The sequence below is a fragment of the Paenarthrobacter sp. AB444 genome, assembly GCF_028736865.1.
In the GTDB taxonomy this organism is placed as follows: Bacteria; Actinomycetota; Actinomycetes; order Actinomycetales; family Micrococcaceae; genus Arthrobacter; species Arthrobacter nicotinovorans_B.
Genome location: NZ_JAQZBY010000016.1, coordinates 100367 through 119132, shown reverse-complemented (window position 1 = coordinate 119132; position 18766 = coordinate 100367). Strand labels below are relative to the sequence as shown.

At 61.9% G+C, this 18766-nt stretch carries 19 protein-coding genes and 1 tRNA gene; 14 read left to right on the top strand and 6 right to left on the bottom strand.

The window, feature by feature from the left end; genetic code table 11:
* Positions 1 to 398 precede the first annotated feature (398 nt).
* The 8 genes from PQ627_RS17910 (at position 399) to PQ627_RS17875 (ending at position 7486) form a co-directional block, all read left to right on the top strand.
* Entirely contained in the window at positions 399 to 818 is a 420-nt protein-coding gene (locus PQ627_RS17910) for a DUF3052 domain-containing protein (protein ID WP_144659084.1), read from the top strand.
* Positions 815 to 1318 (top strand): peroxiredoxin, encoded by a 504-nt coding sequence (locus PQ627_RS17905; protein WP_274262760.1) that lies wholly within the window; start codon positions 815 to 817, stop codon positions 1316 to 1318. The genes PQ627_RS17910 and PQ627_RS17905 overlap by 4 nt, the downstream gene beginning before the upstream one ends.
* Positions 1315 to 2271 (top strand): NAD-dependent protein deacetylase, encoded by a 957-nt coding sequence (locus PQ627_RS17900; RefSeq protein WP_274262759.1) that lies wholly within the window; start codon positions 1315 to 1317, stop codon positions 2269 to 2271. The genes PQ627_RS17905 and PQ627_RS17900 overlap by 4 nt, the downstream gene beginning before the upstream one ends.
* 62 nt (positions 2272 to 2333) lie before the next feature.
* Positions 2334 to 2409 (top strand) — tRNA-Val (locus PQ627_RS17895).
* A 105-nt stretch (positions 2410 to 2514) separates the two neighbouring features.
* A complete protein-coding gene (locus PQ627_RS17890; protein WP_274262758.1) occupies positions 2515 to 2805 on the top strand; it encodes a hypothetical protein in 291 nt (96 codons plus the stop codon).
* A gap of 200 nt (positions 2806 to 3005) precedes the next feature.
* Positions 3006 to 3800, top strand: coding sequence for an IclR family transcriptional regulator (locus PQ627_RS17885; RefSeq protein ID WP_274262757.1), 795 nt, complete (start codon positions 3006 to 3008; stop codon positions 3798 to 3800).
* A 129-nt stretch (positions 3801 to 3929) separates the two neighbouring features.
* Positions 3930 to 5288 (top strand): MFS transporter, encoded by a 1359-nt coding sequence (locus PQ627_RS17880; protein WP_400452672.1) that lies wholly within the window; start codon positions 3930 to 3932, stop codon positions 5286 to 5288.
* Positions 5289 to 5431: 143 nt separating this feature from the next.
* On the top strand, positions 5432 to 7486 hold the full coding sequence (locus PQ627_RS17875; protein WP_274262755.1) for an acyltransferase family protein: 2055 nt from the start codon (positions 5432 to 5434) through the stop codon (positions 7484 to 7486).
* A gap of 6 nt (positions 7487 to 7492) precedes the next feature.
* Here the strand turns inward: PQ627_RS17875 and PQ627_RS17870 are convergent, their stop codons facing one another.
* Entirely contained in the window at positions 7493 to 8560 is a 1068-nt protein-coding gene (locus tag PQ627_RS17870; protein ID WP_274262754.1) for a D-2-hydroxyacid dehydrogenase, read from the bottom strand.
* A gap of 70 nt (positions 8561 to 8630) precedes the next feature.
* Between PQ627_RS17870 and PQ627_RS17865 the strand changes: the two genes are divergently transcribed.
* Genes PQ627_RS17865 through PQ627_RS17855 form a run of 3 tightly spaced genes read left to right on the top strand, consistent with a single transcriptional unit; the run spans position 8631 to position 11418 of the window.
* Positions 8631 to 9545, top strand: coding sequence for an NAD(P)-dependent oxidoreductase (locus tag PQ627_RS17865; RefSeq protein ID WP_274262753.1), 915 nt, complete (start codon positions 8631 to 8633; stop codon positions 9543 to 9545).
* A gap of 53 nt (positions 9546 to 9598) precedes the next feature.
* The gene (locus tag PQ627_RS17860; protein ID WP_274262752.1) at positions 9599 to 10369 is read left to right on the top strand and encodes an SDR family oxidoreductase; all 771 of its coding nucleotides are present in this window, start codon (positions 9599 to 9601) and stop codon (positions 10367 to 10369) included.
* On the top strand, positions 10369 to 11418 hold the full coding sequence (locus PQ627_RS17855; protein WP_274262751.1) for an L-idonate 5-dehydrogenase: 1050 nt from the start codon (positions 10369 to 10371) through the stop codon (positions 11416 to 11418). Before PQ627_RS17860 ends, PQ627_RS17855 begins: the two co-directional genes overlap by 1 nt.
* Here the strand turns inward: PQ627_RS17855 and PQ627_RS17850 are convergent.
* A complete protein-coding gene (locus PQ627_RS17850; protein WP_274262750.1) occupies positions 11402 to 12148 on the bottom strand; it encodes a FadR/GntR family transcriptional regulator in 747 nt (248 codons plus the stop codon). The two genes, PQ627_RS17855 and PQ627_RS17850, sit on opposite strands and share 17 nt — an antisense overlap.
* A gap of 253 nt (positions 12149 to 12401) precedes the next feature.
* On the opposite strand from PQ627_RS17850, the gene gndA reads away from it, so the two are divergent.
* Positions 12402 to 13838, top strand: a complete 1437-nt coding sequence (gndA, locus tag PQ627_RS17845; RefSeq protein ID WP_274262749.1) for an NADP-dependent phosphogluconate dehydrogenase — start codon at positions 12402 to 12404, stop codon at positions 13836 to 13838.
* Positions 13839 to 13943: 105 nt separating this feature from the next.
* Here gndA and epsC read toward each other — a convergent pair whose 3' ends face one another.
* The 3 genes from epsC to msrA form a co-directional block, all read right to left on the bottom strand.
* On the bottom strand, positions 13944 to 14528 hold the full coding sequence (epsC, locus tag PQ627_RS17840) for a serine O-acetyltransferase EpsC (protein WP_144659071.1): 585 nt from the start codon (positions 14526 to 14528) through the stop codon (positions 13944 to 13946).
* 41 nt (positions 14529 to 14569) lie between these two features.
* On the bottom strand, positions 14570 to 15505 hold the full coding sequence (cysK, locus tag PQ627_RS17835) for a cysteine synthase A (RefSeq protein WP_144659070.1): 936 nt from the start codon (positions 15503 to 15505) through the stop codon (positions 14570 to 14572).
* A gap of 67 nt (positions 15506 to 15572) precedes the next feature.
* Positions 15573 to 16097 (bottom strand): peptide-methionine (S)-S-oxide reductase MsrA, encoded by a 525-nt coding sequence (gene msrA / locus PQ627_RS17830; RefSeq protein WP_144659069.1) that lies wholly within the window; start codon positions 16095 to 16097, stop codon positions 15573 to 15575.
* 123 nt (positions 16098 to 16220) lie between these two features.
* Between msrA and PQ627_RS17825 the strand changes: the two genes are divergently transcribed.
* Together PQ627_RS17825 and PQ627_RS17820 are read left to right on the top strand one after the other, a co-directional pair.
* Entirely contained in the window at positions 16221 to 17147 is a 927-nt protein-coding gene (locus PQ627_RS17825; RefSeq protein ID WP_274262748.1) for a Nif3-like dinuclear metal center hexameric protein, read from the top strand.
* 58 nt (positions 17148 to 17205) lie between these two features.
* A complete protein-coding gene (locus PQ627_RS17820) occupies positions 17206 to 17943 on the top strand; it encodes a zinc ribbon domain-containing protein (protein ID WP_274262747.1) in 738 nt (245 codons plus the stop codon).
* 22 nt (positions 17944 to 17965) lie between these two features.
* Here the strand turns inward: PQ627_RS17820 and PQ627_RS17815 are convergent, their stop codons facing one another.
* Entirely contained in the window at positions 17966 to 18730 is a 765-nt protein-coding gene (locus tag PQ627_RS17815) for a YaaA family protein (RefSeq protein WP_274262746.1), read from the bottom strand.
* Between the last annotated feature and the right edge of the window lie 36 nt (positions 18731 to 18766).

Below are 18766 nucleotides of genomic sequence, written 5' to 3'. Positions count from 1 at the left end.
TCCTTTTGGCGCATTCATCGGCGCCTCAAGTCCGGCAGGGTGACTGCCCGTCGTGAACGCGTCGTGTGCGACATCTCGGTTTCAACAGCCCGGTCGGATGCGCCGGGCAGGTCTTGTGAGCGCCTGGCTGCCCAGTAGAATTCTGCGGGGCGATCGCCCTGCAGCCATAGCGCTCATGGCCACTCTAGCTTTCACTGCGCCGCTATGCGTAGCCGCAGGCCCCGCGGAGCGTTGTATGTCACACCCAAACGGCCTCCGTGACGTAAAGCACGCCACTGCCACAAGCTCTAAACGCCCTTGAGGGTGCGGAATGTGCCCTCCTACAGGGACAATGGCTTGAAGCACACGCCCAAAGGGTGTTGGCTGTTAGTAATGGAAGTCACTTCAAAGGAGGAAACGTGAGCGAGGCCGACGCCGCCACATCGGTAAATGTGGCGGAACGAATGGGTTTCAAAGATGGGGATCTGATTCAGGAGCTCGGCTACGACGACGACGTCGACTTCGACTTGCGTGACGATATTGAAGATGTCACGGGCTCCGAATTGCTGGATGAAGACGATCACGATGTCGTTGACGCAGTCATTTTCTGGTGGCGCGATGGCGATGGAGACCTTGTTGATGCCCTGATGGATTCGTTGACCACGCTCAAGGAGGGTGGCGTCGTCTGGGTGCTGACACCCAAGTCCGGCAGGGACAACTACGTATCTCCCGCTGACATACAGGACGCGGCCCCTACTTCCGGCCTGCACCTGACGACTTCTGCCGGGGTTTCGAAGGACTGGAGCGCCACCCGCCTGGTGCCCAAGAAGAACAAATGACAGAAGTCCAGCAGGCCCCGGCTTTGGCCGGCGTCCCCCAGGAAGGGCAGTCTGCGCCGGATTTCGAACTGCTGAACCAACACGGTGAGCCTGTCCGCTTGACGGACTACCGCGGCGTCAACGTGGTTGTCGTGTTTTTCCCTTTTGCCTTCTCCGGTATCTGCACTGGTGAGTTGTGCGAGATACGCGACAACATCGCCCAGTTCAATGACTCGAACGCGACAGTGCTGGCGATTTCAGTTGACAGCAAATTTGCCCAACGCGCGTATGCCGAGCACGAGGGTTTCGACTTCGATCTTCTTGCGGACTTCTGGCCGCACGGAGCCGTTGCCCGGCAGTACGGTGTGTTCGACGAAGCCAGCGGCATGGCGTTGAGGGGAACCTTCATCATCGACGTCGACGGCATTATCCGTTACGTCGTAGTCAACGCGCGGGGCAAAGCGAGGGACTTCGAGGAATATCGGTCGGCGCTGGCTTCGCTGGTGGATCAGCGACCATGACTCGCCCCGGACCCGGTGTCGGCATGACGGGGTTTGCCAGCATGGCACCCGTAGCCGAGGTGCAACTCGGTCCCGAGGAGCAGGAAGCCCTTGGTTCTGCAGTGCAAGCCCTGCAGGGAAAACGCCTGGCAGTGCTGACCGGAGCCGGTTTGAGCACCGATTCCGGCATCCCCGATTACCGGGGGCCGGGGTCTGCACCGCGGAACCCCATGACGTACCAAGAGTTCATCGGCAGCGAGGCCAACAGGCGTCGTTACTGGGCGCGGAACCATATCGGCTGGTCCCGCCTCCGGCACGCCGACCCCAATGCCGGCCATGCTGCAGTCGCACTGATGGAGCGACGCGGTCTCCTGACCGGCCTGATCACCCAAAACGTCGACCGGCTTCATGAGGACGCCGGCAGCGTCAATGTGGTGGACCTCCATGGTCGTTTTGACCAAGTAATTTGCCTGTCGCACGGGCATACCTTCAGCAGGCAATTGATAGCGGCGATCCTGGAGGAGATCAATCCAGGTTTTGTCGAAGCAGCAGTGGAATCCGGGCTGGTTGAGATGGCGCCGGATGCAGACGCCACGGTGGAGGATCCTGAGCTCATCAGCTCGTTCGTCATGGCCGTCTGTCCCATCTGCGGCGGCATCCTGAAGCCAGACTTCGTCTACTTTGGCGAGAACGTCCCCAAGGACCGTGTCGTGCGCGCGTACGCCATGGTTGATGATGCGGACGCCCTCCTGGTGGCGGGTTCGTCGCTGACGGTGCAGAGCGGCCTTCGGTTCGTCCGGCATGCATCAAAAGCAGAAATGCCTGTGGTGATCATCAACAGGGGCAGCACCCGTGGGGACGGGTTCGCGGCCGTAAAACTCGAGCTCGGAGTCAGTGGTGCTTTGAGCTACTTGGCCCAGGTTTTGCCGGACCTTTCGGAAGCAGGCGACTCGATTGGTGTTTCCAGCGGTTGATCATGTAGAGTCATTGTTCGTTGAAGCGCTGAGGAACACAAAGAGCGCGGACACAACGCTTTGGGTCTTTAGCTCAGCTGGTAGAGCGCCACGTTTACACCGTGGATGTCATCGGTTCGATCCCGGTAGGACCCACCAAAGAAAACCCCGCTTCCCTTCCAGGAAGCGGGGTTTTCGTCATCTACGCCTGATTGTTCCCGGGTTCCCTTTTAATGTCAGGCCCACACCCTACGGTTTCCTTCCATGGAGCACGTATATATCCGCACGACCACCCACGGTGAGCCTGCCGTCGTCGTCAGGGGAGGGCGGGAGTGGACGATTGCCGTCGAACCTGTCCGTTGGTTCGAAAGGATTCCTTGGTGGGAAGAGCAAAAGCGCATGCCCCGGGGAGCCGGACGCGTGGATATTGAGGTCCTGCAGGTCCAGGTGCGCTTGGGGACCAACCTTCGGTCGGCCCTGGCCACCTGGGAACTCGTTCGTGACGGTTCAGGGGGAGGCTGGTGCCTTAGGGGCGAGGGAGTTGTGGCTGCCTAGCGCCACCCCACTGGCTGCGTCCGGAAATGGACGAGCTCTCCACCGCGACTATTGGGGGATGCCGCGGTGGAGAGCTCGAAAATGAATATACAGCCAACTTTTGGGTTTGCAAAGCCGACGGGTCCGCACCCAGCAGCGTGCCACTATGATGGGTATTGTTCAGTAGATTGAACACCGATGTGTAATGACGAAGGAGAATCATGGTTGATTCCCGAACCACCCGCTCCGAGGGGCTGGGCGCTTCGTCGCCTGCCCCTGCTGTGACCCGCGCCGCCGCCGTCCTTGAAGCCTTGGCTGATTCCCCGTCCGGACGCTTGACCCTCAGTGACTTGTCGCGGGAGCTCGGCATCCCGAAATCTTCGACGTCCAACCTGCTGCTGGCGCTCGAGGAAGCGCGCCTGATTACCCGGCAGGGTGCCGACTTCGCATTGGGGCGAAAGCTGGTGGAGCTGGGGGCTGCCTACCTGAGCCGGCTCGATGAGGTGCAGGAGTTCTACAAGTACTGCGAGCAGGCTCCGACGCTCTCCGGCGAGACGGTCCGGATTGCCATGCTCGACGGCGACCACGTCATCTACCTGGCGCGTTACGAGGGACACCCAGCTGTGAGACTGACCTCGAATATTGGAGACAAAATGCCGGTCTCCCTCTGCAGTGTCGGCAAGGCGCTGGTGGCGCAACTGCACGACCACGATATCGAGGCCATGTTCCCGGACGGCATGGAGCTGCCCACCATGACTGCCAATTCCCTCCGAACGGCCGAAGAACTCAAGGCGCAGATCGCCACGATCCGCAAGCAGGGGTTTGCCTTCGAGGATGAAGAGTCGACCGTTGGCGTCGTTTGCCTCGCTGTTCCCGTGCCGACCCATGGTGCACATGGCCCCAGTTTGGGCCTGTCGGTTACGGCTTTGAAGGCGACGTATTCGGAGGAGCAGGGCGCTCTCATGGTCAAGGAACTCAAGGAGTTGGCGCGGTCCCTCGGCAACCCCATGGGCTGATTGGCATAAATCTGATTTTAATCTTGGCAACAAGTTCAGCAAGCTGTACTCTGTTCAACATAGTGATCTTGGCGGTGATGCCATCGCTATCTCACGGGGCCAACGGGGGCCCGGTGTGATTTTGAGGGAGTGCTTGTGACAACTCGTACTAAGACAAAGTTCCCAGCTGATGCTGACGAAGCCGTCGTAGAACCGGAGCAGCTGCGGCGGGCAACGCTGGCCAGCTCCGTAGGTTCCGCTCTGGAGTACTACGACTTCTACATTTATGGCCTTGCCTCGGCCCTGATCTTCGGTCCGCTGTTCTTCTCGCCGCTGGGTCCGGACGGAGCATTGATCGCTTCCTTCGCCACCTACGGTGTTGGATTCGCGGCCCGGCCGTTCGGCGGAGTGATTTTCGGCTATATCGGTGACAGGTTCGGCCGCAAGATGGTGCTGATCCTGACCATTGCTCTGATGGGAACGGCCAGCTTTGCCATCGGACTTCTGCCCACGTTCGAGCAGGCGGGAATGCTTGGCGCCGTGTTGCTCGTCACCTTGCGCATCATCCAGGGTCTCGGTGCGGGTGCGGAGCAGGCAGGTGCCACGACGCTGATCTCCGAAGTTGCTCCGCGTCGTCGCCGCGGTTTCTTCGCGTCCTTGCCCTTTGTCGGTATCCAGCTGGGCACACTGCTTGGGGCTGGAACATTCGCTCTTATTGCCCTGGCCGATAAGTCCGTCCTGCAGGGTTGGTTGTGGCGCGTTCCATTCCTCGCCAGCTTTGTCCTGATTGTCATCGCCGTGTTCATCCGGCTCAAGCTCAAGGAAACTCCCGCATTCCAGGAATTGGAAAAGCACAAGAATGTGGTCAAGAACCCTATCGGTGCCCTCTGGAAGCATTCCAAGAAGAACGTGCTGATTGGAATCGGCCTTCGCATGGGAGAAAACGGCAACTCCTCGATTTACTCGGCCCTTCTGGTTTCCTTCATGAGCATGCCGGCGGGTGTATTTGCCGGTAATAACTCCATCGGCCCGGTCGGTCTGCTGATTGCAGCCGGATTCGCAGCCGTGCTGGTCGTGACCTTCGGCGCTTTGTCTGACAGGTACGGACGTGTTCCGGTCTACCGCTACGGTGCCTTGTTCCAGGCAATTATTGCCGTTCCCGCGTTCTACTTGGTCACCTTGGGCAATGTCACTTTGGTATGGGTGGTCATGGCTGTCGGCATTGCCATTGGCGTCCAGTCGATGCTTGGCCCGCAGTGCCCCCTCCTGCCCGAGCTTTTCGGATCGCAATACAGGTTCACCGGGGTTGCCATGAGCCGGGAGATCTCCGCAGTTTTGGCTGGTGGTCTGGCGCCCCTGCTGGGTGCGCTTCTGCTGGCAGCCACCAACCATTCCTGGCTGGTGCTCGCCATTTACTCGCTGGTCTTGGCCCTGATCTCGTTCGTCACCACGTTCTTCACCCCGGAGACTGCAGGCCGCGACCTCGTCAGCACGGAAGACGCGAAGTAAACGACGCAAAATTCCGGACACACCCAGCACGGCGTCCCTCCACCAGGAGGGGCGCCGTGCTGCTTTAACGGATTAGCCCTCCGAGGTGCTGGAATTTTGCAAGACGCGGTGCAGAATTGGTGCAGCGACAGAGGAGCGTGTCCATGACGGCAACCAAGGGCCTGGCATCGCCGGAAAGCCCCGGGTTGGTTCGGCGCGCCAGCGGCACCAGGTTTCGTCCGGAGATCCAAGGGCTCCGTTCGCTGGCCGTACTCATGGTGGTCTCTTATCACATCTGGTTCGGCAGGGTTTCCGGAGGCGTGGACGTCTTCCTGTTGATTTCGGCGTTCTTGATGACGCTCCAGTTCGTCAATCGCTACGAGGAGTCGCGGCCTGTATCTCTGGTTCGGCACTGGCTGCACTTGTTCTGGCGGCTGCTTCCCGCCGTCGTCGTTGTCCTGACGGGCACCTTGGCGGCGACCTTCATGATTGTCCCCCGGACCCGATGGACGGAGATCGTCAACCAGGCGTGGGCCTCGCTCTTCTACGTCCAGAACTGGTTGCTCCAGCGGCAGGTAGTCAACTACTACGCCGCAGACCATAGCCTGGCCAGTCCCATGCAGCACTTCTGGTCGTTGTCCATTCAGGGGCAGGTTTTCATCATCTGGCCGGCGATCTTCGTTGCTGCAGCTTTCTTTTGCCGCAGGGCAGGACTGCGTTACCGGACGGTGTTGCTCTGCGTTTTCGGGCTGATTTTCGTGGTATCGCTGGGCTACTCGATCTATTTCACGGCCGCCCACCAGGAACTGGCCTACTTCGATACTCTTGCCCGGCTTTGGGAATTTGCGCTGGGAACCCTGGTTGCCTTGCTCCTTCCTTTCCTTCGTCCAAGCCGCGGTGTCGCAACCGTCCTGGGTTGGCTGGGCGTGGTTGCCATGCTCAGCTGCGGCATGATCCTTCAGGTAAGGACGGCGTTTCCTGGTTTTGTGGCGCTGTGGCCCACCCTGGCGGCTGTGGCTGTCATCATTGCCGGGCAGACAGGAAGCCGCTTTGGCGTCGACCGGATCCTGGCGTCGAAGGTGTTGGTGGGGCTCGGGGCCAACTCGTATGCGCTGTACTTGTGGCACTGGCCGCTGTTGGTGATCACCCTGGTGTGGATCGGGGAAGATCACGCAGATGCACCCATCGGCGCTTTGATTGTGGCTGTGTCCCTCCTGTTGGCCTATCTGACCACCAGGTTCGTGGAGCAGCCATTGCGGTCGTGGAGGTGGCCGGAGGAAAAGCGGTGGCGCTTGGCAGTGTCGGTCCTTGCCTGCCTTGCGGTGGCTTCCACTCCGATGGCGTGGTTCGGGTATCAGCAACAGGTGGAGAAGAACGCCGTTGCCGGCCAGGACGTTGATGACAACCCCGGTGCCAGGGCCTTGCTCCCGGGCTATGTCAACCGTGTCGGAAAGGATGCCAGGACGCTGCCTACGCCTGAGCAGCTGCCGGCGGACTGGGGGAAGCTCGATGGGCCCTGCTCAGGTGAACTGCGGCCGCAGGACCCGGTGCTGTCTGCGGAGTGTCTGCAGAACGACGTCGGTGCGGATGCGGACAAGACGATCTTCGTCGTGGGGCAGTCGCATTCCCTGCAATGGCTCGGCGCGATCGGTCCCATTGCCAAGGAACACCATTGGCGGGTCCAGGCCATCACCTTCGGCGCTTGCCCCTTCATGACCCCAACGGACGAGGTGGGCGATGAATGCAACGCCTTCAATCGGAGGGTCCGTGAGCATATCCGGCTCCACCATCCGGACGCCGTGTTCCTTGTGGGGACGGCAGCCGTGCCGGATTCTCCCGACGAGGACCTCACGTGGGGGCTTGACGAGCTCGTGGGGGAAATCACCGATCAGGGAGTGGAGGTCATTGCCATGCGTGACAACCCGCGCTTCTCCTTCAGCCCCAGCGAATGTGCCATGGCTTCCGGCGTCGATGAGCCGCGGTGTCGGCCCGCTTTGTCTTCCGTGCTTGCCGCGACCAATCCGCTGGATCAGCTGGAAGGGAACTATACGGGCCTGTCCATCCTTGACATGACGGACCTGATCTGTGACGGTGCCTCATGCCCTGGGATCATCGGCAATGTTTATGTGTACTTGGACGATAACCACCTCTCGAGCACCTACACCAGGAGTATGGCCGATGCATTGTCCGAGAGGTGGTTAAACGCCACTGGGTGGTAGTCCGGCTTAGTAGAAGTGGACCGGGTCCACGAGGTGGGGGAGTTCGCCGCCGTCGAGGAATGTGCGGAGGTTGCTGCAGAAGCGCTCGGCGATCAGCCGGTTCTCGGCCGTGCTCAGGGCGGAGGTGTGCGGTGAGACCAGGACTTTGGGGTGGTTCCACAGCGGGCTCTCCAGGGGCAACGGTTCCACTGCAAAGACGTCAAGGCATGCGTACGCAACCTGGCCGTTGTCAAGGGCTTCGAGCAAGGCGTCTTCGTCGACAACCGTTCCGCGTCCGACGTTGACGAAAACCGTTCCGGGCTTCATGGCAGAGAAGATGTCCTTGTTGAACAACTTTTCCGTGTAGGGAGTTCCCGGAAGAGTGTTGACCACTGCGTCGGCGTCGGCAACCAGGGCGGAGAGGCTGTCGTTGTTGGTTACTTCCTCGATTCCCTCAATGGCAGCTACGTTGCGTTTGGTTCCACTGACCCTCATGCCCAAGGCGCGGGCAATGCGCGCAGTTTCCATGCCGATTTCACCGAGGCCAGCAATGACTACCTTGGAGCCGTTGGCCAGCTTGGTGGGCGTCCGAAGCTCGGGCCACACCTTGGCGGCCTGATCCTTGGCCATCTCGGCACTGCGCTTGAAGCCGTTCAGGATTCCGAAGGCCGAGAATTCCGCCAAGGGCAAGGCATGGACGCCGGCTGAGGTGGTGACGTGGAATTTACGGAGCGTTTCGGTGTCCAGGCCTGAGGCCTTGACGGCGCCGCCGGCACCTGCTGCCATGGCGTGGATCCATTGCAGGTGCGGATTGCTGGTGGCGATACGTGCCAATCCGGCAGGGCTTTCATTCGGAAAGCCGTACAGGACCTGGGCGCGGTTCAGCATCGCCCAATAGCGTTCTTCCTGCTCAGGCGTCCTTGTGAAGGAGGGATCACCCGCGTGGTCCGCAGGGAACCGCTCCGGGGGCAGCAGATCCGGTTCGTAGAGAACTGTTACGGAGGGGTCCACAGCGCGGATCTGCTCTACATACTCAGCTTCGAGCGGTACAGCGATGGCGATGGTATGTTCATCAGTCGTCATAGTGTTCATCATACTGAATGACGGCTAGGATATTGAACAGATTTTCTTTAGATGACCACAACGAAGTGAGGTGTTACCAGCCATGACCATCCAACGAGTGGGTTTCGTCGGCCTGGGGCTGATGGGAGCTCCCATGGCCTCGAACATTGCCGCCGCCGGATGGAACGTCACCGCATGGAATCGCTCCGAAGCTGCCTTTGACGGTCTTCCCGGTGTTAAGCGTGCCGCCACTGTCGCCGGGTTGCGGGATGAAAATGTCATCGTCTTCATGCTTCCGGACCTTCCCTTCATCGAGGAGGCGGCCGCGGAATTGCTCGATTCCTGGCGGCACCAACCACCCAACCCGGGTACCGTCGTCGTCGTCATGAGCAGTGTCTCGCCCACGGAAGTCCAGCGCTTCGGCGAAACTGTCGGGGAAGCGAGCGCGGGCAATGCCGTTGTGGTGGACGCTCCGGTCAGTGGAGGGACGGCTGGCGCGCGCAGTGGAACGCTGGCCATCATGGTGGGGGCTTCCGTCGACGGCTTCGAGCAGCTTGAACCGCTTTTCAGGACCATGGGCACCACCATCCGGCGCATGGGCCCACTGGGTGCCGGGTCCCTCGCCAAGGCGTGCAACCAGTTGATCGTCGGAACCACGACGGCGGCCCTCGCCGAAGCGGCCGAACTCGCCGAACGCTCCGGGATGGATGTGGAGGCGCTCTTCGAGGTGCTGTCCGGGGGATTGGCCGGAAGCAGGGTGCTCGAGATCGTGGGTCCGCGCCTGGCAGCGAAGGACTATGCGCCCACAGGTCCGGCCAAATTCATGCACAAGGACCTTGGTTTCGTCCTTGCCAGCGCTGCCGCGGCAGGGTCCGCCGTGCCCATGGCATCAGCGGCCATTGACCTTTATGCAGAACTCAAACGCCAAGGCCTCGGCGACCAGGACCTCGCCGTCGTCCGGCAGACCATCGCGAACCTGGGCGGCGCACTGGCCGCAACCAGGTCCACCATGAACTGAACAGTGCACTACGAACTGAACCGCGCAACCTAAGAAGGAATGACAATCACACCATGAGCGCACTTTTTGATCTGACCGGCCAGGTGGCCTTGGTCACCGGCTCAAGCAGGGGGATAGGCAACGCCCTTGCCCGCGGTCTCGCGGATGCGGGGGCTACCGTAGTCCTGAACGGCATCAATATCGAACGCCTGGAGGCAGCGCGGGAGGCGATGTCATCGCAGTACCCCGAGGGCAGGGTCCACAGCCACGCCTTCGACGTCACCGATGCCGATTCGGCCGCTGAAGGGGTCGCTTGGGTGGAGCAGAACGTTGGACCGTTGGACATCCTGGTGAACAACGCAGGCATCCAGCACCGGGTGCCCATGCTGGACCTGGACGTCAAGGACTGGGAGCGGGTCATTACGACGGACCTCACCAGCGCCTTCCTGGTGGGTCGGGAGGCCGCCCGCCACATGATTCCCCGCGGCCACGGCAAGATCATCAACATCTGCTCGGTCCAGACCGATCTGGCCCGTCCCACCATCGCGCCCTACGTCGCGGCCAAGGGTGGGTTGCGGAACCTTACCCGTGCCATGACAGCGGAGTGGGCTTCCTCCGGCCTCCAGATCAACGGCATCGCTCCTGGCTACATACATACCGAAATGACACAGAACCTCGTCGATGACCAGGACTTCAACTCCTGGATCCTTGGCCGTACCCCGGCCAGGCGATGGGGTACGACGGCCGACCTCGCCGGACCGACGGTTTGGCTCGCATCCCAGGCATCGAACTTCGTGAACGGACAGACGATCTTCGTAGACGGCGGAATGACGGTGGTGGTCTGATGAGCCTCGACCTTCCCGCATCAGGTCCGGCTGTTGTCGCCCACGGCAAGGGTGACCTGCGCATCGAAGACATTCCGTTGGCGCCGCCTGCCGCCGCTGAGTCGGTCGTGGAGATCGCCTACGGCGGAATCTGCGGTTCGGATCTCCACTACTGGTTGCACGGTGCGGCCGGAGAATCCATCCTCAAAGAACCCATGGTGCTCGGCCACGAAATTGTTGGCGTGGTTGTCCGGCAGGCTGCTGACGGAACCGGCCCGGCAGCAGGAACGCCCGTGGCGGTCCATCCTGCGACACCCGCACCAGGAGACGCCAGGTACCCAGAGGACCGGCCAAACCTCTCACCGGGATGCACCTACCTGGGCAGCGCGGCCCGCTACCCCCACACAGACGGTGCCTTCAGCCGCTACGCAAACCTGCCCTCCAGGATGCTTCGCCCGCTCCCGGCGAACCTGGACCTTCGCACGGCTGCGCTGGTGGAACCGGCCAGCGTGGCCTGGCACGCCGTGTCACGCGCTGGTGACGTCAAGGGGAAGACGGCCCTTGTCATCGGCAGCGGACCGATCGGCGCCCTCTCGGTTGCCGTCCTGAAACGCGCCGGCGCCGAGCGGATCGTCGCCGTCGACATGCATGACAAACCATTGGAGATCGCCCGCTCCGTTGGCGCTGACGCCGTCCTCAAGGGGGACGATGCGGAAGCCATCGCGGCGGTGGACGCCGACGTCGTCATTGAATCCTCAGGCAGCCACTACGGCCTTGCCTCGGCTATCAAAGGTGCCACGCGCGGTGGCAAAGTGGTCATGGTGGGACTGCTTCCGTCCGGGCCCCAGCCGGTATTCATCTCGCTGGCCATCACGCGGGAGCTGGAGTTGCTGGGTTCGTTCCGCTTCAACGACGAGATCGACGACGTCATCGAGGCGCTTGCAGACGGTTCCCTGTATGTAGATCCCGTAGTGACGCATGAATTTGATCTCGCGCACGGCCTGGAGGCGTTCGAGGTTGCCCGGAACTCCGCCGAGTCCGGCAAAGTGCTGCTCAACTTCCAGGAGTAGCGGGCTTCTTTGCGACGGGAACGAAGACGCGGGGCTGGTCATCCCAGCTGGGTGCCAGCTCCGCGATCGTCTGCCGCATGATCTTGGCCGCTGCTTCCCGGGCCAAGGGGCCATCACCGGCATCAATCGCATGGGCCACATCCATGTGCCACTGGAGCGCTTCCTTTTGCGGGTGCTCCGGCATCAGGCCATGAACGGTCCGGCCCGTCAAGGTCTCGGTGACTTGCCCGATCAGGTTGGCGAACATTTCGTTGCCCGATCCGGACAACACCAGGGCGTGGAAGCGGATGTCGAGGTCCAGGAATGTTGCCATGTCCCCGGCGTCACCGGCCTGCTTCATCGCCAGGGAGATACCCACCAGCTCCTGCCGGAGACTCTCCGGCGCGTTGCCCGCGGCAAGTTCGGCAGCTACGGGCTCGACGGCGGAACGCAACTCGGCCAACGACCGCAACTGCGCACCGCGGCCTTCACCGGCCAGGCGCCAACGAATGATCAGGGGGTCGAAGGGATTCCAACGATGCGCCGGCAGGACCCGGATGCCAACGCGTTTGATGGTCTCGACGAGCCCAAGCGATTGGAGGACACGCACGGCTTCACGCACCACGGATCGCGAGACGTTGAGTTCATCTTCCAGATGCTCAGCCAACATCACGTGGCCCGAGGGAAGGGCACCACCTACGATCCGGGTTCCCAAATGCTCTATGGCGCGGTGGTGAAGGCTGGTTGACATAGAGGTAAGCATAATGGCGTGGGAGGCCCCTAGCGGCGGGTGGGGGTTCCCGGGAGTGGTCACTGGCCGCTGTGTCGGGGTGCGGACATCATAGACTGTTTATGACGCGGCAGCTTCCACAACGTGGGCGCCGCTTTCCCGCCCAAGGTTTAAATACGTATGGTTTATTTCAGCCCCTGGTTTTGAAATCGTTTCCTCCTTGCCCCCTGAGGGTACGTTGGGACTGTTTGTACACGAACGAATTGGAGTTTTGATGTCAGCACACATCGGTGTCACCGGCCTTGCGGTGATGGGCGCCAACCTGGCCCGCAACCTCGCACGCAACGGCTTCACCGTGGCTCTCCACAACCGCTCCGTGGAAAAGACCGACGCCCTGCTGGAAAAGCACGGCACGGAAGGCGACTTCATCCGCACGGAAACGCTGCAGGAGCTCGTCGACTCCCTCGAAAAGCCCCGCCGCGTCCTCATCATGGTCAAGGCAGGCGCTCCCGTCGACAACGTGATCGAGCAGCTTGAACCGCTGCTTGAAGCCGGCGACATCATCATCGACGCCGGTAACTCGCACTACGAGGACACCCGCCGCCGGGAAGCCGCGCTGGCCAAGAAGGACCTTCACTTTGTAGGCGTCGGTGTCTCCGGTGGCGAAGAGGGCGCACTGAACGGCCCGTCCATCATGCCCGGCGGTTCCCGCGAGTCCTACGACGCTCTCGGCCCGCTGCTGGAGAAGATCTCCGCCAAGGTCGACGGCGAGCCCTGCTGCGCATGGATCGGCACCGACGGCGCCGGCCACTTCGTCAAGATGGTCCACAACGGCATTGAATACGCCGACATGCAGGTCATCGGCGAGGCCTTCGACCTCCTCCGCTCCGGCGCTGGCATCGAGCCGGCCGAGCAGTCCAAGATCTTCGCGGAGTGGAACAAGGGCGAGCTGTCCTCCTTCCTCATCGAAATCTCCGCTGAGGTCCTCGGCCACGTTGACGCCAAGACGGGCAAGCCCTTCGTGGATGTCGTCGTTGACGCCGCCGGCCAGAAGGGTACCGGACGCTGGACCGTCATCTCCGCCCTTGAACTCGGATCGCCTGTCTCGGGCATCGCTGAGTCTGTGTTCGCCCGCGCGCTGTCCTCCCAGACCGAGCAGCGCAAGCTCGGCCAGGAACTGCTCGCTGGCGAAGAGGCTTCCGTGGAGATCCCCGAAACGTTCGTTGAGGACGTCCGTCAGGCTCTGTACGCCTCCAAGCTGGTCTCCTATGCCCAGGGTCTGGACATGCTGACCTCCGCTGCCAAGGAGTACGGCTGGGACCTCAAGCTGGACGAGATCGCTTCCTTGTGGCGCGCAGGCTGCATCATCCGTGCCGAACTGCTCAAGGACATCACCAAGGCCTACGCAGCCGACGAGAAGCCCGCCAACCTGCTGTTCGCTCCGGCCTTCACCAAGGCCATTGCAGAGGCTCTCCCGGCCTGGCGCCGCGTTGTCGCCACCGCCGTGCAGCTCGGTATTCCGGTACCGGTCTTCTCCTCGTCGCTGGCGTACTACGACGGCCTCCGCCGCAAGCGCGTTGCCGCTGCCTTGATCCAGGGCCAGCGCGACCTCTTCGGCGCACACACCTATGGCCGCGTGGACACCGAAGGGACGTTCCACACCCTCTGGGGCGAAGACAAGTCCGAGATCTCGGCAGTCGACACCCACTAGCGCCACCAACTGCAAAGGCCGGCCCCTCCCGATCAGACTGGGAGGGGCCGGCCTTTGCCGTACTGAGTCAAAGTGAGGTTTGGTCACCGTGACGTTTGGCGCGTTCTAGATCCGGTATTCGATGTAGTACTCGGCAGGATCCACAGCAGGCTTGGTCTCGGACCGTGCATCACGGTGCCGCCACGTCGCCGGAATGCCGGTGATGATTGACTCCGGGGGAGCGTCCTTGACCACCACGGCATTTGCTCCGACTGCGCTGTCCGCTCCGATGGTGATGGGGCCCAGAACCTTGGCGCCCGCACCAATCGTGACGCGGTCACCAATCGTGGGGTGGCGCTTGACCTTGGCCAGCGACCGGCCGCCGAGAGTGACACCGTGATAAATCATTACGTCGTCGCCGATCTCGGACGTCTCACCAATGACGACGCCCATGCCGTGGTCGATGAAGAACCTGCGGCCTATTGTGGCACCGGGGTGGATTTCAATGCCGGTCAGGAACCTGGCCAGCTGCGAAATCAAGCGGGCAGGAAACCTCAGTGCCGGGTTTTGCCAGAGCTTGTGCGTGACGCGGTGCGCCCAAATGGCATGCAAGCCGGAGTATGCGAAAAAGTTCTCGAAAGAACCTCGCGCCGCCGGGTCGTGGGACCGGGCGGCGTCGAGGTCTTCCTTAAGTCTTGCGAAGAAGCTCACAAAGACCTTTCTACAGGAAATGAAGGAATGCAGGCGTTGTGTTAGCTGCGGATGTCATCAAACAGCACAGTGGAGATGTAGCGCTCTCCAAAGTCACAGACGACCGCAACGATCAGCTTGCCGGCGTTCTCCGGACGCTTGGCCAGTTCCAGCGCGCCCCACACGATGGCACCGGAAGAAATGCCGCCAAGGATGCCTTCGCGGGCACCGAGGTCACGGGCAACGCGGACGGAATCCTCGAGCGTGGCATCCAGGACCTCGTCGTAGACGTTGGTGTCCAGGATTTCGGGAACAAAGTTGGCACCGATTCCCTGGATCTTGTGGGGGCCGGGTGCTCCGCCGTTGAGGATGGCCGAGTCTTTCGGCTCGACGGCAACAATTTGCACGCCGGGCTTGCGTTCCTTGAGGACCTGGCCGACGCCGGTGACGGTGCCGCCGGTGCCAACGCCTGCGACAAAGATGTCGACTTCGCCGTCGGTGTCTTCCCAGACTTCCTCGGCCGTGGTGGCGCGGTGGATCGCTGGGTTTGCCTCGTTGGCGAACTGCTGGGCCCAGATGGCGTTCTCCGTGGTGGCGACGATCTCCTGGGCCTTCTCGACAGCGCCGCGCATGCCTTCCGAACCGGGGGTGAGGACGATCTCGGCACCGTAGGCGCGGAGCATGACCCGGCGTTCGGTGGACATCGTTTCGGGCATGGTCAGGATGACCTTGTAACCGCGGGCAGCACCGACCAGGGCCAGTGCGATACCGGTGTTGCCGGAGGTGCCCTCAACGATCGTTCCGCCTGGCTTCAAGGCACCGGACTTTTCCGCAGCGTCAACGATGGCCACGCCGATGCGGTCCTTGACGCTGTTGGCCGGGTTGTAGAACTCGAGCTTGACCGCAACCTGGGCGTCCAGGCCTTCGGTCAGCCGGTTCAACCGAACCAGCGGAGTGCGGCCGACCAGCTGGGTGACGTCGTCGTAGATCCTTGCCATGAAAATTTACGCCTATCTCTGAAGAGGGAATGCTGAGGTCAGCCTAACCAGCGGGAACGAAACCTTGCTAAGCAGTAAGCCATGCAGAGTAATATTTCCTCGCCTTGGCCAGCTTGGGATTAATGATCACCTGGCAATACCCCTGATAAGGGAACTTGGCATAGTAATTCTGGTGAACTTCCTCGGCCTCGTAGAAGTCCGGGAGCGGGACCACTTCAGTCACAATCGGATCGGACCAGAGGGCCTGGGCGCGTTCGATGGCTTCCTCGAACAACACCTTCTCTTCCGTGGTGGTGTAGAACATGGATGACCGGTACTGGGTTCCGACGTCGTAGCCCTGGCGGTTCAACGTGGTGGGGTCGTGGAGGGCGAAGAACATGTCCAGAATGACGTCCTCGGGAACCACGGTTTCATCAAAGGTCACTGCAACGACCTCCGCGTGGCCCGTGGTTCCGGAGCATACCTCGTAGTAGTCGGGATTGCGGACGTGGCCCCCGGTGTAGCCGGAGACCACCGAGCTGACGCCACGGGTCTTCTGGTAAACGGCGTCGAGGCACCAGAAGCAGCCGCCGCCAAGTACGAAAGTTTTCATGTTCTCTTCAATGGTTGGGATGTCCTGATGATTCCCGTTTCACCTTACGGGAGAATTACGGCTCCCGGCAGATACCCGGCGGCAAGGACTGCCTGATCCGGCACGGTAGTGAAGAATAGGAACATGGAAGCAGTAAACACTGGCATTTCTGATGCGGATTCCGTCGAAGAGGACGAAACAGAACACGACGAAACAGAGGCAGCCAGCGCCGAACCCAGCCTCGGCCAGGTGTTGCTGGCTGTGGAAGAGCTCTGGCCCGAGTCGCTGGCCGAGGATTGGGACGAAGTCGGTCTGGTGGTCGGGCGGCCCACGGTTCCGGTGACCAAAGTACTGTTCGCCGTGGACCCCACCCTGGCTGTCATTGACGAAGCCATCGAATGGGGCGCCGAACTGCTCATCACCCACCACCCCTTGCTGCTCAAAGGCGTGAATTCGGTAGCGGCAACCACGGCCAAGGGCCTTGCCGTTCACCGGTTGATTGAGGCTGGCACCGGCCTGCTGACAGTGCATACGAATGGTGACTCAGCCGTCGGTGGAGTCTCGGACGTGCTCGCCGACGCCTTCGGGCTGGAGAACGTCGCGCCGCTGACGGCCGCATCCAACGGATTGCCTGAGGAAGGAATCGGCAGGGTGGGCGATCTTCCGGAGCTTGAAACCCTGGGTGACTTTGCAGCACGCGTCTTTGAAATGCTCCCGGCCGTCGCCGGCGGTGTGCGGGTGGCCGGTGACAAGGACGGTCTTGTGCGGCGCGTGGCGGTCTGCGGGGGCGCCGGGGACAGCTTGCTCGACGCCGTCCGCGCCAACCATGCCGACGTTTACGTCACGGCAGACATGCGGCACCATCCGGCTTCGGAAGCGCGGGAAGGCGCCACCAACGGCCGTCCCTACCTGATTGACGTTTCGCATTTTGCCAGTGAATGGCTGTGGCTCCCGGCTGCGGCCGAAGCATTGGGCAATGTCCTCGCGGACCAAGGCTACGACGTCGATATCCGCGTCAGCAGCACCAACAGCGACCCTTGGGACTTCATACTGACTCCAGGCGGCGACTAGAGTCTAGGAAAGATCCGGAACTGATCTCCAGGTCCGGCGGCGACAAGCGGAGGTAAGCGTGGCAAAAGCGGCACCGGCAGAACAATTGAAATTGCTTGAACTGCAGGGACTGGATGCCAAGCTCAAATCGCTGGCCGGCCGCCGGAAAGTGTTGGAAAACGATCCCCGCATTACTGACCTGACCGATGCCCTCGCGGTGGCCAACGGTGAACTGGGGGCCGCCAAAGTAGCCGTCCACGACGCTGAAGCCGAACTCCGCCGGGCGGAAGCCGACGTCGAGCAGGTTGCCTCGCGGATCGAACGTGACGAAACCAGGCTCAACAGCGGTACCGGACTGTCCAAGGACCTGGTGGCTCTGCAGAATGACATCGCCTCGCTGACCAAGCGCCGATCGGACCTTGAAGACGTTGAACTGGAAATCCTGGAGCGCCTGGACACCCTGCGCGAACGCCAAGCTGCCCAGCAGGCCATCGTTGATGACATCCAGGGCTCCTTCGGCAGCATCCGTGCGGAGCTGGATGAAGCCATCGCAGAGATCGCTGCCGAGGAAACGGTGGTCCGCGGGCAGCGGGCAGCCTTCGCCGAGGCCTTGGATGCAGGGATGCTCGCAGTCTACGAAAAGACCATCGCCAAGCGGGGAGTCGGTGCTGCCCGGCTCTTCCATGGAAAGTCCGAAGGCTCGGGGATGATGCTCAGCCCGGGGGACCTCGGCGAGGTCAAAGCCGCTGCCGAGGACGACATCGTTTTCTGCCCGGACTCGGGCGTGATCCTTGTCCGATCTGCGGAGTGGAACTGATCTCCGCTGCGGATCCGGGGGCTTAGCCCGTCAGGATGATGTTCAGCGCGTGCGGTTTGCGGGCAGTGCCTTCAACAAGTTCGGTGGTCCAGTGCTCGCTGGATGCTTTCAGGAGCTGTTGGGGAGTTGCCGGCGCCTTGCCACGCCTCGTCAGCAGATGCCTGGCCAGTTCACCACGGGTGTGCTTGGCAAAGTGGCTCACCACCGTGCGCTTGCCGTTGGCCTCGTTGAACACGTTGACGGTCACCGTCTGCTCGGCCGGGGGAGCCCACGCCGCGGCGTAGGTGCTCGAGCGGCAGTCGATAAGCAGCTCTCCTTCCGAGCGTTTGGCCAGGGCGGCGTTAAGTTGCGGCTTCCAGTAGGAGGCGAGGCGTCCGACGTCGGGCAGTGCGGTTCCCATGGACAGGCGGTAGGCCGGCACGTGGTCGCCGAAGCCGATGGCGCCCCAGAGCGCCGAGACGACAAGGATGGATTCTGTGGCCTTGCGCCGCTGTGCCGGGGTCATGCTCTTGAAGCCGAGGGCGTCGTACAAGACGCCGGAGTAGACCTGGTGCGCGGGGGCCGCCGGTTCGGCGTGGAGGCGGGTATTGCGTTCGACGTCGTCACGCAAGGAGGCGCCGACGCCCAGCAACGCAAGGGCGTCCTCGTGCGCGCTCACTGTTCCCAAGGCTTCGAGGACCTTCGCCCGATACGGGTTCAGTTCCGGAAAGCTCAATGACTCCCAGTCAATGGCGGGGCCTTTGGTGGCGGGGGTCTTGCCTTCTGAAGGCGGCAGGAGAATCAGCACCAGTCGATATTACCGGTGACTCGGGCCGCCTTGGAC

Coding starts and splice junctions, on each gene's coding strand:
- PQ627_RS17905 (WP_274262760.1), top strand. CDS start 815: ATGACAGAAGTCCAGCAGGCCCCGGCTTTGGCCGGCGTCCCCCAGGAA.
- PQ627_RS17900 (WP_274262759.1), top strand. CDS start 1,315: ATGACTCGCCCCGGACCCGGTGTCGGCATGACGGGGTTTGCCAGCATG.
- PQ627_RS17890 (WP_274262758.1), top strand. CDS start 2,515: ATGGAGCACGTATATATCCGCACGACCACCCACGGTGAGCCTGCCGTC.
- PQ627_RS17885 (WP_274262757.1), top strand. CDS start 3,006: ATGGTTGATTCCCGAACCACCCGCTCCGAGGGGCTGGGCGCTTCGTCG.
- PQ627_RS17875 (WP_274262755.1), top strand. CDS start 5,432: ATGACGGCAACCAAGGGCCTGGCATCGCCGGAAAGCCCCGGGTTGGTT.
- PQ627_RS17870 (WP_274262754.1), bottom strand. CDS start 8,560: ATGATGAACACTATGACGACTGATGAACATACCATCGCCATCGCTGTA.
- PQ627_RS17865 (WP_274262753.1), top strand. CDS start 8,631: ATGACCATCCAACGAGTGGGTTTCGTCGGCCTGGGGCTGATGGGAGCT.
- PQ627_RS17860 (WP_274262752.1), top strand. CDS start 9,599: ATGAGCGCACTTTTTGATCTGACCGGCCAGGTGGCCTTGGTCACCGGC.
- PQ627_RS17855 (WP_274262751.1), top strand. CDS start 10,369: ATGAGCCTCGACCTTCCCGCATCAGGTCCGGCTGTTGTCGCCCACGGC.
- PQ627_RS17850 (WP_274262750.1), bottom strand. CDS start 12,148: ATGTCAACCAGCCTTCACCACCGCGCCATAGAGCATTTGGGAACCCGG.
- gndA (WP_274262749.1), top strand. CDS start 12,402: ATGTCAGCACACATCGGTGTCACCGGCCTTGCGGTGATGGGCGCCAAC.
- cysK (WP_144659070.1), bottom strand. CDS start 15,505: ATGGCAAGGATCTACGACGACGTCACCCAGCTGGTCGGCCGCACTCCG.
- msrA (WP_144659069.1), bottom strand. CDS start 16,097: ATGAAAACTTTCGTACTTGGCGGCGGCTGCTTCTGGTGCCTCGACGCC.
- PQ627_RS17825 (WP_274262748.1), top strand. CDS start 16,221: ATGGAAGCAGTAAACACTGGCATTTCTGATGCGGATTCCGTCGAAGAG.